General features: G+C 38.0%; 8 protein-coding genes and 1 pseudogene. 7 read left to right on the top strand and 2 right to left on the bottom strand.

The window, feature by feature from the left end; all coding sequences use genetic code 11:
• Positions 1 to 42: 42 nt before the first annotated feature.
• From AC0L7Q_RS12725 to AC0L7Q_RS12715, 3 genes are all read left to right on the top strand, one after another.
• Positions 43 to 627 (top strand): YqaA family protein, encoded by a 585-nt coding sequence (locus tag AC0L7Q_RS12725; protein WP_409423813.1) that lies wholly within the window; start codon positions 43 to 45, stop codon positions 625 to 627.
• 64 nt (positions 628 to 691) lie between these two features.
• Positions 692 to 1591, top strand: coding sequence for a GGDEF domain-containing protein (locus AC0L7Q_RS12720; RefSeq protein WP_413402877.1), 900 nt, complete (start codon positions 692 to 694; stop codon positions 1589 to 1591).
• Between the two features lie 76 nt (positions 1592 to 1667).
• Positions 1668 to 4271 (top strand): DUF2339 domain-containing protein, encoded by a 2604-nt coding sequence (locus tag AC0L7Q_RS12715; RefSeq protein WP_409423812.1) that lies wholly within the window; start codon positions 1668 to 1670, stop codon positions 4269 to 4271.
• Positions 4272 to 4313: 42 nt separating this feature from the next.
• Here the strand turns inward: AC0L7Q_RS12715 and AC0L7Q_RS12710 are convergent.
• A pseudogene (locus tag AC0L7Q_RS12710) lies at positions 4314 to 7753 on the bottom strand (hybrid sensor histidine kinase/response regulator).
• A gap of 459 nt (positions 7754 to 8212) precedes the next feature.
• On the opposite strand from AC0L7Q_RS12710, the gene AC0L7Q_RS12705 reads away from it, so the two are divergent.
• The 4 genes from AC0L7Q_RS12705 to AC0L7Q_RS12690 all read left to right on the top strand — a co-directional run bounded on the left by AC0L7Q_RS12705 (position 8213) and on the right by AC0L7Q_RS12690 (position 12821).
• A complete protein-coding gene (locus tag AC0L7Q_RS12705) occupies positions 8213 to 8476 on the top strand; it encodes a DUF4212 domain-containing protein (RefSeq protein ID WP_008464847.1) in 264 nt (87 codons plus the stop codon).
• A 10-nt stretch (positions 8477 to 8486) separates the two neighbouring features.
• Positions 8487 to 10211 carry a sodium:solute symporter family protein gene (locus tag AC0L7Q_RS12700; protein ID WP_109874178.1) on the top strand — a complete coding sequence of 575 codons (1725 nt, stop codon included), beginning with the start codon at positions 8487 to 8489 and terminating at the stop codon, positions 10209 to 10211.
• Positions 10212 to 10350: 139 nt separating this feature from the next.
• Positions 10351 to 12189, top strand: coding sequence for a DUF294 nucleotidyltransferase-like domain-containing protein (locus tag AC0L7Q_RS12695; protein ID WP_413400733.1), 1839 nt, complete (start codon positions 10351 to 10353; stop codon positions 12187 to 12189).
• Between the two features lie 5 nt (positions 12190 to 12194).
• A complete protein-coding gene (locus AC0L7Q_RS12690) occupies positions 12195 to 12821 on the top strand; it encodes a 3'-5' exonuclease (RefSeq protein ID WP_413400732.1) in 627 nt (208 codons plus the stop codon).
• Positions 12822 to 12842: 21 nt separating this feature from the next.
• On the opposite strand, the gene AC0L7Q_RS12685 is transcribed toward AC0L7Q_RS12690, so the two are convergent.
• Complete coding sequence (locus tag AC0L7Q_RS12685; RefSeq protein WP_409423808.1) at positions 12843 to 15842, bottom strand: pentapeptide repeat-containing protein; 3000 nt, start codon at positions 15840 to 15842, stop codon at positions 12843 to 12845.
• Between the last annotated feature and the right edge of the window lie 58 nt (positions 15843 to 15900).

Raw genomic sequence — 15900 nt, 5'->3', positions numbered from 1 at the left:
TGAGATGATTTAATCACTTACCTAATTGCTAACAGGACGTTTATGGCTATACAAAAAAAGCTCAAGAAAAAAACACGTCAGTTTATTGAGTCTAAAAATATGCTCGGTGGTATTACTATCGCCTCATTTTTAGAATCCACCATAGTGCCCATTCCACTCGAGGCGGTGCTGGTACCGCTAATGCAAGCAAGGCGGGAAAAGCTTTGGCAAATTGCCCTTATGGCAACACTCGGTTGTATTGTAGGTGCGTTATTTGGCTATGCTTTAGGCTATTACTTATTTGATATAATTGGCGATTGGGTTATCAATACATTCTCAAGCCCTGAGCAGTTTGAAAACGTAAAACAAAAAATGCAGGCACAAGGATTTTGGTTTGTATTAAGCCTAGGTATCGTGCCTATTCCGTTTCAAATTGCGATGCTAGCCGCTGGCGCAACTAAGTATTCTCTGGCGCTGTTTTTATTAGCAAGCGCTATTGCTCGCTCTATACGTTATTTTGGTCTGGCAATAGTGGTGTATTATGCGGGCAATCAAGCTGAACGTATTATCAGCAAGCACAAAACTAAGACTATGATTGGATTAACTATTTTAATTGCTATTGGCTGGATAATTAGTACGCAAATATAAATAAAGTAGTTTAAGTTTATGGTATAGTTTTTAGTAACAATAATAAATTTAAATACAGCCCATGATGAATCCGGAAAAAGTGAGCCTCAAGCTCAGCCGCTTTGTAAAAATTACCAGATTAAACAAGCTGTTAATTTTAGCTATGCTGGCATTTATTATTGGCTTTTCAATCTTTTCGTTAATGCGCTTTCCTTTATTGGATTTCAAGCAAAATCTTTACGGCTTTACCACTGACTTTATTAACTTAGTGGTTATTTTTACAATTTTCTTTATGGTGCAATGCTCACAATTAGCTAAAAAAGCCTATTTATATGTCAGTATCGGTTTAATGTTATGGATTGTAGCATCTACTGCCGATGTGCTTGATGAAGTAATACATCAGCCTCTTTGGATAAGTAATTACGTAGAGGATTTATGTCGCACATTGGGTATGTTAATTACCGTTTATGGTTTATTTAAAACCATGCACTTTATGCAGCGAATGCACAACCGTTTAGCGCAAGAATTTATTATGGATGATTTAACTAAAGTGTATAACCGTCGCTGCTTTTATCAGCATGTGAAGGAGGAGGTTAATAACCCTTACACTGTTTTAATCATAGATCTTGATCATTTCAAACGTATTAATGACGATTTTGGCCATGATGTGGGCGATCAGGTGCTTAAACAGTTCGCAGATAAAGTGAACCATCTTTTTAAAAATGAAAATATTTTTGCTCGCATAGGCGGTGAGGAATTCGCCGCTTACCTACCTAGTTATGAGCTTGATGAAGTGCTTAACTTTGCGCAGACTATTCTAGAAACTGCTCGTACTATTACAGTACAAAATCAGCGTTCTTTAACGGTTAGTATCGGTATTGCGCACCGTAGCAGCGATCAGAGTTTTGAAAATGTAATGAAACGTGCAGATCAGGCATTATACCGAGCTAAAAAAGCAGGCCGTGATCGCCTTGAGGTTGCTTAAACATAGTAATTTTATAAAATAGATTTCGCTTGTGCTATTTTTGGGGACTTCTGTTGCGAGATAAAAAAGGGACTGTATGGATGAGTTAATCGGATTAGCAATTATTGTATCTATTGCGATTGTTGCAGGGGCTATTTGTGGATTAGTGGCCTTAGTGCAATTGAACACCCTTAAACAAGAGGTTGCAGTATTAAAACTAAAACTATTACAGTTTGAGTCAAATCAAAATGTAGCAAAAAATGAAAAATCCTCCGCTGACCCTCAAGTAGATAACGCAATACCTCTAAACCGCTCAGATATTCCTGCTGCTGTTAATGAACCAGTAAGCATTAAACCTCCACCACCTCGTAAAACGATAACTAAAAAACCATCGAGTATTGAGTTGCTATTTAAGCAGTTGCGTGCAGGCTTTGAGCAAAATTGGATGACCTGGATTGGTGCTATTGCTTTGGCTTTAGGTGGTGTGTTTTTAGCAAAATACAGTTTAGAGGCGGGGCTACTTTCACCTGCAATGAGGCTCAGTGCTGGTGGATTATTTGGTATTGGCTTAATCGTAGCAGCGTATTATTTACATTATAAACGCATCGTTTTTGAGGGCTTTAATAATTATATTCCTGCAGCCCTTGCAAGTGGCGGCTTTATAACTTGTTTTGCCTTAATGTTTTTAGCTTATAACAGCTTTAGCATGCTAAGTGCTGAGTGGGCATTTATTGGCTTAGCAGTCATTGCTCTTTGCGCCAGTGCAATGGCAATAAAGTTAGGTCCTTTACTTGCTGTAATAGGCATTATAGGCGCATACAGTGTTCCTATTTGGGTAAATACGGGCAGTGGGCAGTTATTTTCTTTACTTATTTATGTTGCCCTTGTGAGTGTTGCTGCGGCAATAGTGGCACATAAAGTAAAGCGTATTTGGCTGTGGTATTTACTATGGGTAGGGCATATTGGCTGGTATTTGGTTGGACTCACTTTATTTACCTACGACACAGTGTGGTTAATAGGCGCTTATGCGTTACTAAGTATTTTAGGCTTAATCGCTATTGCACGTTTAGGCTTGGGCTTTAATACCCTTGAAGTACGCCCACACAGCTTCAAACGGTTAGTTAATTTATTTCCAGATCACGGATTATTAATAGCCTTTATTGCTCCTTTAATGATTGCCATGTTGTTGAGTGTGTTTAATTTTCAGTGGCAAATCGTGGCGTTGTTAAGCATCGTTTTGTTACTATTTTTAGTGCTAAAAAATAGCCGTTGGGATGCATGGCAGGCTGTCGCTTTATTAATTGCACTGATATTAGTGGTCAGTGCTAAACAAACTTATGCCTTTGATGATGCGTTATTTATTTTTAAAAATGAATACGGATTAGGCTTATTACTTGCTCTGGGGCTAAGTGGCTATGGACTCTATTTTGGTAATAAATACCCAAAACGATTAGCCTTTCATTTGCTTGCTTCATTAAGCATGTTTGCATTAGTTGGCACTTTGTATGCGATGATCCCAAACACGGCTTTAGCAACCGCTTACCCACTTTGGGCGGTGTTGCTATGTTTAATGAGTGCAGTGTTAATTAAATTTACGCAAAATAATACAGCCTTATGGCAGCGCTTTAGTTATTGGGTGGGGGCAAACGCCAATATTACCTTAGCAATTACTATGTTACTCAGCGATAGTGGCCTTACCATTGCTCTGGCTGTTCAAGTCTTACTGCTGAGCTTACTGATAAAAAAATACAATGTGGCTATGCCACACTGGCCAATAAAAGCACTTGTGGCGGCATTACTTTTACGCCTAACTTTATCACCTTGGACGCCTAGTTATGATGAGCTAAGCATATTTGGTTTGCATTGGAGTTTAGTTGTTTACCCACTGTGTATTGGGTTATTTTTTGCAGCAGCTAAATGTTTTAATACTTCACAATTAAAAGTATGGCTTGAAGGGGCTGCACTACATTGTTTAGCGTTATTTGTGACAACCGAAACGAGTTATCAACTGGTGGGCCATTACCCACAACTTTTTTCTTTAAGTTTTTATGAGCAAGTTTTGCTCAGTTGTAACTTGCTTGCTTTAGGCTGCGTTTATTTATATCGCGCGCAAAGTGCAGGGCAGCTGGGTAAGTTATACCGCACTGCAGGTTTGATTTTATCAGCGTTAGCTGGCCTGTTGTTAATCAATACAATGTTGGATAATAATCCGTTATTAATGCGTCTTTATGTTGGTGAAACGCCAATCTTTAACTGGGTGCTTTTAATTTGGTTGGTACCGAGCCTGCTGGCGTTATGGTTAGCGAGTTTAGTTAAATCGTTAAATGCTAAATTGAGTCAAATTACACTCGGTGTGTCTGGTTTATTAGCCCTGTTAGCTATCAACAGCTTGATCCGTCAATATTGGCAAGGTGGCTTCATTTATCTTGATAAAGCAACCAGTGACGCCGAGCTATATAGCTACTCGGTTATTTGGTTATTACTCGGCGCGCTGGTAGTGATAGCCGGGCATTTAAAGCAGCAACGGTTACTGCAAAATGTTGGTTTAGGTATTCTTGGCGCTGTAATTGTTAAGGTGTTTTTAATTGATATGGCAAATTTAACGGGACTTCTAAAAGCATTGTCCTTCATTGGTTTAGGGCTGTCGCTGGTAGGGCTTAGTTGGTTATTCCAAAAACTCAGAGAGCGCATTCATAGTTAAGTTCAAGCCCAGTACTTACTGGGCTTAAGCTCTTATTAATCGTTAAGTGCTGTGATTCAGCAGTGCTTTAAGCTTACCAGGTTTTACTGGTTTACTCAGATAATGAATATTTTCGGCTTTGGTGGTTTGTTTTAGCTCAGTGTCACGCACTGCGGTAATTAAAATAGCCGGAATATCGCTTTGCCAGATTTCGCGTAGCGCTTTAATTAAAGTAATGCCATCCCAATCATTACCTAACTGATAGTCCATTAAAATAACATCAGGTGCTCTCTGTTCTTTTGCATAAGTTAACACCGCGTCTACTTTATCGAATAGGGTGTAATTTGCCTGCCAGCGCTTCAGTAGGCTAGCCATAGCTGCAAGGTTTTCAGGGTCGTCGTCAACGGCAATAATATTTATCGCGGCGCGGTTGTCGACTATATTTTGACTGGTTTGTTTTTGCTGTACTAATTGCGCATCACCATAAGGCACTTCAATGCTAAATCGGCTGCCTTTATTGGGTAATGAAACCACATCAATCGGCAGGCTTAATAGATCAGCCATACGTTTAACCACCCCTAAACCTAAGCCAACGCCTTTATTATCGCCCGCTTCAATTCGATAAAAGTCGTTAAATATTTTTGCTTGTTCAATGTCGCTAATACCTGGGCCGGTATCCCATACTTCAATCCGTAAACTGTGTTTTCTGTTTCTACAAGCAATTAATACACGGCCATTTTCGGTGTATTTAATCGCATTTGACAGTAAGTTTTGTAGTATTCGGCGTAAGTAAGTAATGTCGCTGTGTACTATTTGTTTATTTGAACGTACTTTAAATGAGAGTCCTTTATCGCTCGATAAAATCGCATATTCGCTTTTAAGGGGATCTAAAATATCATCAATGTAAAAGTGTCGAGGATTTGGGGTCATTGCCCCTTGCTCTAGCTTGGCAATTTCTAATAAAGCCGACATTAAATGCACGGTGGAATCTAGGCTATCACCCAGTTTATTAAAGTTATTTTTATTGGTGCTATCTAACTGAGTTTCATCAATGGCGGCTAAGTATAATCGTGCCGCATTGAGCGGTTGTAAAATATCATGGCTGGCCAGTGCTAAAAAGCGAGTTTTACTATCATTCGCTTGCTCAGCTTCACGTTTAGCTAAAGTAAGTGCTTGCTCTGTTTGTACGCGACTATCGATTTGTGCTTGCAGGCTACTATTAATGGTTTGCACTTCTTGGGTGCGCGCTTCAATGCGGTTTTCTAAGTCCATATTAATTTCTTCGAGCGCATTTTGCGTACTAATATGATTAGTAATATCAGAAAAACTCGTTACAAACCCCCCATCAGGCAGTGGGTTGCCTATCATTTCGTAAACTTGGCCATTTCGACGATGGCGAATAAAATGATGTGAACTGCCATTTTTTAAATGCTGAACCCGCTTATCAACATGGCGCTCAATTTCACCTGGGCCGCATTCACCGCGCTCTGCGTTATACCGTATTATTTCTTCAATGGGCTGGCCAACTTGTAAAAAACCCTCAGGATAGTTAAACATTTCGCTATAGCGTTTATTCCAAGCAACGAGGTTAAGATCTTTATCTACCACAGAGAGTCCGTGGCTTAAGTTTTCTAGTGAGGTAAATAGTAAGTTCTGATTAAACTGCAGTGCTTGTGTGGTTTCATCAAAAAAGTTTACCACTTCTTCAAACGCCATCCGTTTGCCAGATGATACTGTATGAATAAGTGCTTGCGCAGAGGAAGCACCTAATACTCCAGTCAGTGCGCGTTCGCAGTAGGCAATAAAGTCAGCGCGAGGGTGTGCATTGTTGTCGTTTAAATCATGATGGAGTGCGTAATGCGATAAAATTTGCTGGCTACGCTGAATGCCTAAAAAGGTTTGCAGTAAAATTTTAAAGTCGTATACCGTGGCTTTTACGTTTTTATTTAAGCGACGAGATAAAATGGCCTGATCTTTGGGATTAACAAATGCCGCCGCTTGAATTTTATCGATTAAGCGCTCTTCAGCTCCCAAGGAAAAGCTAATGTAACAGCCAATATTAGCAAACAATGCGATTAAGGTGCCTCTAGTTATAAGCGTTTGTTGCAGTTCACTGTCTAGTGGGTTAGGGGCTTCTAAAATAGGCAACATCAAAAATAGCACCCAACAAATGACCCCTGCGAGTAGCCCAGCATAAACACCATAAGCATGACCTTTTCGCCAATATAAACCACCCACAATAGCAGGCAATAATTGTGACACTAATGAGAAAGCCACTAAGCCCATACTGGCTAGCGCACTGCCACTACCAAACCATTGCTGATAGAAGTAGGCTAAAATAAGCACCCCAGCAATGGTAAAACGCCGTACTAATAAAATGCGGGATTTGTAGCTAGTGGTGATTAAATTACGTTTAAATTTACGGCGCAACATTAAGGGGAGCACCACGTCGTTGGAGATCATGGTGCTTAGTGTAAGTGTTGCAACAACAATCATGGCTGTGGCAGCAGAAAGCCCACCTATAAACACAAAGGTGGTTAAAAAAGCGTTATCGTGCAGCATAGGCAGTGCCAGTACAAAGCTATCTGGGGATAAACTGCGGCCTATTTCTGGGTGAATAGCAGCGGTGGCAATAGGTAAAATCATTGCTGCGGTTAATAACAAGTACAATGGAAAAGCCCAGCGAGCAGTAAATAAATGGCGCTTATCTTGGTTATCAACCACGGTGACATGAAACTGCCTTGGCAAACAAATTATAGCGGCCGCCGCCATTAGTGACTGACCTATAAAGTTAAAGCTAAAAAAGTCGAACTGCGCCCAATGCAGCCAAATTGACTCGGCAACTTGGCTAGAACCCTCTGTGGGTAAATTAAATAAGCTATATATTGCAAGCCCTGCAACAGCCGCCAGAGCAAACAACTTTATTAGCGACTCAAACGCCACAGCGAGCATTAAGCCTGAGCGGTACTCGGTTACATCAACTTTGCGCGTGCCAAAAAATATAGCAAATAGTGCCATCATTAAAGTGGCTGATAACGCCAAAATATCTCCAGATATTTGATTACTATTTTGCAAAAGTAAAAAGCTGGAACTAAGCGCTTTTAATTGCAAAGCAATGTAAGGAATAGTGGCCAATAAGGCAATAATGGTCACCATAATTGCAGTGGTTTGGCGTTTGCCGTAACGCGCTGAAATAAAGTCGGCAATAGTGGTGATATTTTGTTTTTTACTCACCAATACCAGTTTACGTAAAAAGCCTTGGCCGAAAAAAACAGTAAGGCGGGTCCTAATAAAATAGGCAAAAAGCTCCAACTACTAGTAGCAGCGGTACCTACCGAGCCATAGTAAGTCCACGAAGTACAATAAATTCCCAATGCAAATGAATACACAAATGGGTGATGACTAATACGCTTGGCAAGTGGGGTGGTCTTATCACCCCAATTTGCCAGCCAAAACAGCACGCCTATGTAGCCAAAGGCAACAATGAGTAGTACAGCTGTCATGTTTATTTAACCTCGTAGAGTGTTTTTATAATTTGTCATAACTATACCCAAACTATTTCAAGATGCGAGCGCCAGTTGGAGTTTGAAGTAGTTTGCTTATTAACAATACCTAGCTGCAAATAAAGTAGGGGGTATACATTTTGTTTATGTTATCTATAAATAAAATAAAACTATGATATTTAAGGGTTAATTTGTTTTTGTCTATTTAGTTAGACTAATGTCTTATTCCCACGGTTTGTTTTAATTTGGCTAAAAGCTTGAGCAATAAAAATCTATTAAGCTACTGAAATTTAAGTGGTTCATGAGTTGTTTATTAATTGATCATGCGCAGTTTACGGAAACGTTAATATGTTGTTACGACTATTGTCGCAATTCAATATTTGAATTGCATTGCTAAATTGGTTAACGAATATAAAAAACCACCCATCACAATCGTGATGTTTAAAGGGGAAAATAAAAATGGCTTTTAAAAATGAAGAACAAGCAAAAGCTTATTGGGCAGAAAACATTTCATTACTGTTTAAATTATTAGCAGTATGGTTTGTGGTCTCTTTTGGCTTTGGCATATTACTGGTTGATGTACTTAATGAAGTACGTTTTTTTGGGTTTAAACTTGGCTTCTGGTTCGCCCAGCAAGGCGCGATTTATACCTTTGTGGCTTTGATTTTTGTGTACGTTTTCAAAATGAATACGTTAGATAAAAAATATGGCGTAGACGAATAGGAGCTAGTCAATGGATGTTCAAATACTCACATTTATAATTGTCGGTTTAAGCTTTGCGCTTTATATCGGTATTGCAATTTGGGCTCGAGCTGGGTCCACAAATGAATTCTACGTTGCTGGTGGTGGTGTACCTCCACTAGCCAATGGTATGGCAACTGCTGCGGATTGGATGAGTGCTGCGTCATTCATTTCAATGGCGGGTATTATCTCGTTTGCGGGTTACGACGGAAGTGTTTACTTAATGGGGTGGACCGGTGGTTATGTACTACTGGCTATGTGTTTAGCGCCTTACTTACGTAAATTCGGCAAGTTTACCGTGCCAGACTTTATCGGTGACCGTTACTACTCACGTACTGCGCGTTTAGTGGCTATTTTATGTGCCATCTTTATTTGTTTTACTTACATTGCGGGTCAAATGCGTGGTGTTGGTGTAGTGTTCTCTCGCTTCTTAGAAGTTGAAATTGAAACCGGTGTTTATATCGGTATGATCATTGTTTTCTTCTATGCCGTACTTGGTGGCATGAAAGGTATTACTTACACGCAAGTTGCGCAGTATTGTGTACTGGTATTTGCTTATTTAGTACCGGCTATTTTTATCTCTATGATGGCAACAGGTCACTTTTTTCCACAAACAGGCTTTGGTGCCACGCTAAGTGATGGCTCAGGTATGTATGTACTTGATAAGCTCGATGGTTTAAGTACCGAGCTTGGATTTGGCCAATACACTGAAGGCTCAAAGAGCATGATTGATGTATTTGCAATCACAGGTGCTCTTATGGTGGGTACAGCCGGCTTACCACACGTAATTGTTCGCTTTTTCACTGTTCCTCGCGTTAAAGACACACGTATTTCAGCAGCATGGACACTGGTGTTTATTGCTATTGTTTACACAACAGCACCTGCAGTAGCTTCGTTTGCCCGTGTAAACATGATTGATACAATTAATGGTAAAGACGGAAGTGGTACAGCGTATGCAGAGGCACCAGCTTGGATCAAAAACTGGGAACGCACAGGCCTAATCACCTTTAATGATAAAAATGGTGACGGCAAAATGTTCTACACATCAGGTAAAATCACTGACCCTAATAGCGCAAACGAAGTAAATGTTGACCGCGATATTATGGTACTAGCGAATCCTGAAATAGCCGACTTACCAGCCTGGGTTATTGCACTCGTTGCAGCAGGTGGTATTGCCGCGGCACTATCGACTACAGCGGGCTTACTATTGGTTATTTCAACCTCAGTATCGCACGATTTACTTAAACGGACACTTAAACCGGATATAACCGACAAGCAAGAATTACTTGCAGCGAGGTTGGCAGCGATGATTGCTATTGTAATATCCGCTTACTTTGGGATTAACCCGCCAGGATTTGTGGCCTCGGTTGTTGCCTTTGCCTTCGGCTTAGCGGCGGCGAGCTTCTTCCCTGCAATTATTATGGGTATTTTCTCTAAATCAATGAATAAACATGGTGCAATTGCAGGCATGGTAACGGGTATCACCTTTACTGCTGCATACATCATCTACTTCAAGTTTGTGAGCCCAGAGCTTAATAGCCCTGAAAATTGGTTCTTAGGTATTTCACCTGAAGGGATTGGTTTAGTAGGCATGATCATTAACTTTGCAGTAGCTGCAGGTGTTATGAAAATGACTCAACCGACACCAGTTGAAATTCAAGAAATGGTTGAAGGTATTCGTAATCCTAAAGGGTCTAGTGAAGCGCATGCTCACTAATCCATATATCTAATGATATAACCCATCAAAGCCCGACTTAAGTCGGGCTTTTTATTTGTTTAAATAATGACTACATTAAATAATCGCTATATTAAATAACCATATTTCAGGTTAAGTCGCTTTTTATTGAGGATGATTTATGAGTAGTGAGCAACAGGAAGTCGCGCAGTTTATTAACAAGCAAGCACCATTTTCAATGTTACAGGACAGCGCCTGCAGTTATTTTGTTAACCATCTCGATAGTATTTATTTGACCCGAGAAAACCAAACGCAATGGCTTAACAGTGAACAGCCTAAATTATTTTTAATTCGTTCCGGGTTATACGATTTAGTGGATGCTCAAGGCGATACGGTAACGCGTTTAACTCAAGGTGATTACTTTGGTTACCCCTCGTTACTGACGGGAGATTCAATACAAAACAGTTTAGAAGTACAAAAAGAGGGCATTGTCTATATGCTCGACCAAACGGATTTTGATTACTTACGTCGAGAATATAAAGCATTCGAGCAATACTTTGTTCGTGCTCATGCTAATCGATTGCTGTCATCACATTATAAAAGTAACAACGACAGCTGGTCTGAGCGTAAAATATCAGAGATCATGACTCGCAAAGCGATTACGCTGCCCCCCGATGCCAGCATCCGTCATAGTGCTAAACAAATGCAAGAGCATGGGATTTCATCAATGATGATCACCGAAAATTCGCATCTTGTTGGAGTAGTTACAGATCGGGATTTACGTAACCGAGTGCTTGCTGATGAAGTGGATCCCGCGCAAGCTATCAATAGTATTATGACCAATAAGCCTAAGTTTATATTTGAAAATAACCGCGTATTTTCAGCGCTGCACTTAATGCTTAAGCATAATATTCATCATTTACCTGTGCTTGACGAAAACCACAAACCGCTAGGAATGATCACCAGTACAGACTTACTACGCCAACAAAAAAGCGACCCAGTGCAGCTAATTGGTCGTATTTACAAGGCCCATAATGTGGCTGATTTAAAACGTTACGCGAAAGAAATTCCTGAGTTATTAAAAGGGTTTTCAAATAATATTGATGATATTTCGCTGATCGGAAAGTTACTCAGTGGTTTAACCGATGCGTTGACCTCGCGGCTAATTTTTTTATTTCAACAACACCATGGCGCCGCGCCAACCAGTTTTAGTTTTATTTGTTTTGGCTCTCAAGCGCGCGAAGAGCAAACTCTACATTCAGATCAAGATAACGGCTTATTACTCCCTAACGACTTAACGAGCGAGCAGCAAGCTTACTTTAAAAGCATGGGAGAGTTTGTCTGCGAGCAACTTGTTGAATGCGGTATTAGACGTTGCCCCGGTAACATAATGGCTAGCAGTGATGCGTGTCGAATGAGTGTTAGTGATTGGCGGGCGAAGTTTTTAAAGTGGATCACCAGTCCTACACCGCAGGCAATGCTCAACTGTAAAATCTTTTTCGATCTGCGCTTTATTGAAGGTTCAACTACGCTTTATAGCCAGTTTTGTGAAGAGTTGACCCATATTTCACGCAACGATCTTTTTTATGCGGCAATGGCCAGCGATGTTAACGCTAACAGTGCGCCGATTGGTTTATTCAATAACTTTAAAACCGAAAAAACAGAGCAACACCATAAGTACATCGATCTTAAAAAGCGCGGGGTGGTGATCATTAACGATCTAGCGCGACTTTATGCATTAAAAGCAGGCATTCGCCGTGCTAACACCCAAGAGAGGTTGGATGCTTTATTAAAGTATTCACTATTAAGCAAAGAAGATATTTATAATTTAAAAGATTGTTGGCGATTTTTAACTCAGCTTCGGCTGCGCACGCAAATAAACGAAGAAGGGTTACCTAGTAATTGTATTAACCCAGACAAACTCAATTCGTTAGAACGTCATCAGCTTAAAGAAGCGTTTTACTTAGTAAAACAAGCGCAGCAAGGCGCGGCGTTCAAATTTGCGCGTGGGAGTTTGTAACAATAATGGTTAAGCTGCTTATTACGCGGTACTTAAAGCGTCGCCATTTGCTTGCGAAAAGTGCTTTGAAGCAACGTTATTTAGTGATTGATTTGGAATTAACAGGGCTTGATCCTAAACAACATGAAATTGTCTCGGTTGCTTGGGTACTGATTGATAATCAATGTATCAAAAACAGTCAATCGCAGCATATCGTTAATAAAGAGGTTAAAAGTCTAGAGCAAAGCCCTGTTTTTCATGGCATTAGTACTGAATCGGTGGCACAAGGGCAAAGCCTACAGAGTATTTTAATTTCTTTAAGCGCTCACTTTAGTGACTGCATTTTAGTATTTCATAATGCCATGCTCGATTGGGGCTTTTTAAAAATAGCCTTAAAAAATGCCAATATAACAACGCGGCCAAAACTGATACTCGACACCCTTCACATCGAGAAAAAGCGCTTACTCAACCAATCAACTGAAATAAAACAAGATGATTTAACCCTTAATGCCTGTCGTATACGTTATGAGTTACCAAGCTATCATTGCCATCATGCACTGACCGATGCACAAGCCACTGCCGAGTTACTGCTAGCCCAGTGCCATCAAATAAGCCGTGGCAAAGAGCTAAAAGTAGCAGAACTTTTAACTTAAACGTATTTATCTATAGCCTGGCTATATTTTATCAATAAACTTATAAAAATTGGCTTTTATCTTATCTGAACTTTCATCAAACAGAAACCAGCTTTTAATTTCTTTTTTAGTTGTAAGTTTTTTATCAAGTACAACTTTGAGTAATCCATAAAGGGTATTTTTTAACTCAGGCGCTACGAGGTGAACCTCCGCGCTTAGGTAAGTTTTATCACTGCCAAAATTAACTAGTTCTCCGTATGCAATATTTCTATCATATCTGAGTAAGTTCGTTAATTTATGTGGGATGACTACAAATTGTTCCAGTTGACACATCAAGATCTGTAAACCTTGACAGTCTCTTAAATTATTAAATATGGCTTCTCTTAAATTCGAATTGCTAATATCAACATTTTTAAATTTGCAATATGAAAAATTACAGTTAGAAAAATCACTGTATCTCATACTTAAACCTTCAAATTCAGAATAAGAGAAATCAATGCCACTGTAGTTTATATGTGAGCAGTTGAACTTACCGAAACCACTATTGTGAAATAATGTACCTATCAAATGTTCTTTTGCCCAATTTGGTGCTGCTATACTGTATGTTGAGTTATGATTTTTCATCATTTCAAATAGATGAATTTGATTTTTTATTTTTCTGTTAAAAAAGAGTTCTTTTTCTTGATCCGTAAATAGTAAATTACCTACCAGTAGTGCGATCCATTTATCGTGATCAGCTGGTATGTTACGTGTTTTGCTATTGTTAAATACAGATAGTTCATTATTGAAAAGAGCTGTAACTGCTGTGAATTTAGCTAATAATATCTGATTTTTATTCTCAATTACCTTTATTGAAAAATCTATTATTTTATTTAGCTTTTCATTGTTTATAGGCCAATTATCTAATAAATATTTATTTATATCTCCGTCTACACTATTTGCAAACCAAGAGTAAAATAAATCATTAGAGTAAAGCGGGTTATTTTCTTCCTGAGCTAATGATGCTAAAAGTGGAATTAATAACTTTCTTTTTTCTTTCACTTTTTCTGAATTATTATCATTATTTACTGTTTCTTTAAGTAAAACGATAAGATCTTTTAGAAAATAAATAGATTGTTCTGTTGGATAACCAATGCTAAGTTTGCTTCGTGCTATATCAAGATCTGTGTTTTTGTCTAATGAGTATTTTATAAATACCTTTAAATAGTATTCTGCGAGTAATATTTCAGCAAATGATTGATGATGAAAGTGGAGTAAATTATCCTTCTCTCCAAAGTAAGAGTGTGATAAGAACTTTATTTCTGTTACATTTTTGTTTTTATATCTATCTAGTATATCAATATCACTTTCAGTAGAGTATTTCCCTTCAATAACTCTGCAAATATCAGCCTTTTTCAATATACCTTGTTTACCATCTTGTCTCTGAAATCCCCATAGGGCTGCAATTGAATGCAAAATGTTTCTATACCTAATTTCATCCAAAAAGTTAACTTCGATGTCTGAATCTTCTATATGCTTCGCGTCTTTTGTCAGTAAATTTATAAAAGAGAGGTATATACCTATTTTACCAATGTCTTCAAAGTTAATATCGTTTATCATTAATTGATAAATCATATAAGAAAATATAGGCCTTTTTAACTCTTCGATAGACAATGTACCCTCATCAAATAGTTTCTTATGTATATCATCTGATATTAGTGGCGTAGTTTTACTTAATGAGTGCTTTAGCCAATGATTAAATTGTTTAGCTGTAAAACCGTATAAATTAATATAGTGGGGGAGATCTTTGTTTAGATTTTTTACTTTTCTTGTAAAAGGTTCATGTTTTTTAAGTTGCTCCTCTAAACCATCAGGGAAAGGTCTAGAACTTATTATTATTCTATTTTTTCTACATATAGATTTATCTAAGTTTTGAATTGACTTTATTGAAGAAACAACTTTATCTATAGCTGTTTTTGTTAACTCCCCACTTTCATCTAAAGAATCAATTAGGAATAGATACTTTTTACTTTTAAAGTATTTATCTTCAATTTTAATACCATAATCGGTTTGTAAAAAGTCATCAATTACTCCTAATTTACCTTCTGATTGGTAGTTTGAAAAGTTTCTGAGGTTAAAATATATGGGAAAATAACCATCTTTAGTTTCTGAATATTTTTTTGCTAATTCAGCCGCGTGATATTTTAGAAATACTGACTTCCCCTTTCCAAAATCAGCTACTATAAAAGTTATCCTATTTATATCATTAGTTTCACATTCATAATTTTGGTTAATAAGTTCAGTTATTGGTTCGAGGCTTTTTTCTTTTTTGATAATTTCTTTGTAGCTTAAATCGCTGATTTTTGATGATTTGTTTAGTTCTGTGATTGGCTGCCAATAAGCAAAAGTTTCTTCGTAAAGTAAGTCTTCATTATCTTGAAACCCAATATCTTTTAATTTAAATGTGTCATATAAAATCTTAGCTTCATTTTCATGAACGCGAAGAGCATTAATCTCCTCAAGGTGTTTTTCATATACTTCACCGAATTCAAGTTCAACGGTTTTTTCTATATTATTATTAAAGTGGTGAATTACTTTATTTATAACTCTTGTTTCTTCCCCTAAATGGCTTAATAGTACTTTTGTTTTTATTTTAGTTGCATCAATAGCTGGGTGATATTTTGGAGAAAATAAATTAATTAGGTTTTCAGTTTTGACATCACTATTATCGAATTCAAAAATACTATATAAGTCAGTTTCTTTAGTGAACGAATCATTTGTTAAATCCCCCTGATGCTCTTGCAAAGACAGGCTTAGTTGGTTCAAAGAGGCTTTTATATAAGTATTTATTCCAAAATTGTTAAGTTTGTTGTCATCTAGTTTTTCAAAATAAAGGTCTATTTTTTCTTTAGCTAGTAGCTTTATAACTACTGCAATTGTGCCATTTGCATTATTTATTATCTCTTGCCCTGATTCATTGAAATTATTTTTGAAATAACCTGTAATATTTTTAAGTGCCATAGGAATACAACTAAATATCCTTTCAACTTTTTGTTTGTCCATGTTTCTTTCCATTGGTAATTAAGGTTTAATTGACTAAGTTACACATAATAACAGGTTA

Source organism: Pseudoalteromonas sp. KJ63-1, from assembly GCF_055808145.1.
This window is presented reverse-complemented; position numbering and strand designations above follow the sequence as displayed.

Coding starts and splice junctions, on each gene's coding strand:
- AC0L7Q_RS12725 (WP_409423813.1), top strand. CDS start 43: ATGGCTATACAAAAAAAGCTCAAGAAAAAAACACGTCAGTTTATTGAG.
- AC0L7Q_RS12720 (WP_413402877.1), top strand. CDS start 692: ATGAATCCGGAAAAAGTGAGCCTCAAGCTCAGCCGCTTTGTAAAAATT.
- AC0L7Q_RS12715 (WP_409423812.1), top strand. CDS start 1,668: ATGGATGAGTTAATCGGATTAGCAATTATTGTATCTATTGCGATTGTT.
- AC0L7Q_RS12705 (WP_008464847.1), top strand. CDS start 8,213: ATGGCTTTTAAAAATGAAGAACAAGCAAAAGCTTATTGGGCAGAAAAC.
- AC0L7Q_RS12700 (WP_109874178.1), top strand. CDS start 8,487: ATGGATGTTCAAATACTCACATTTATAATTGTCGGTTTAAGCTTTGCG.
- AC0L7Q_RS12695 (WP_413400733.1), top strand. CDS start 10,351: ATGAGTAGTGAGCAACAGGAAGTCGCGCAGTTTATTAACAAGCAAGCA.
- AC0L7Q_RS12690 (WP_413400732.1), top strand. CDS start 12,195: ATGGTTAAGCTGCTTATTACGCGGTACTTAAAGCGTCGCCATTTGCTT.
- AC0L7Q_RS12685 (WP_409423808.1), bottom strand. CDS start 15,842: ATGGACAAACAAAAAGTTGAAAGGATATTTAGTTGTATTCCTATGGCA.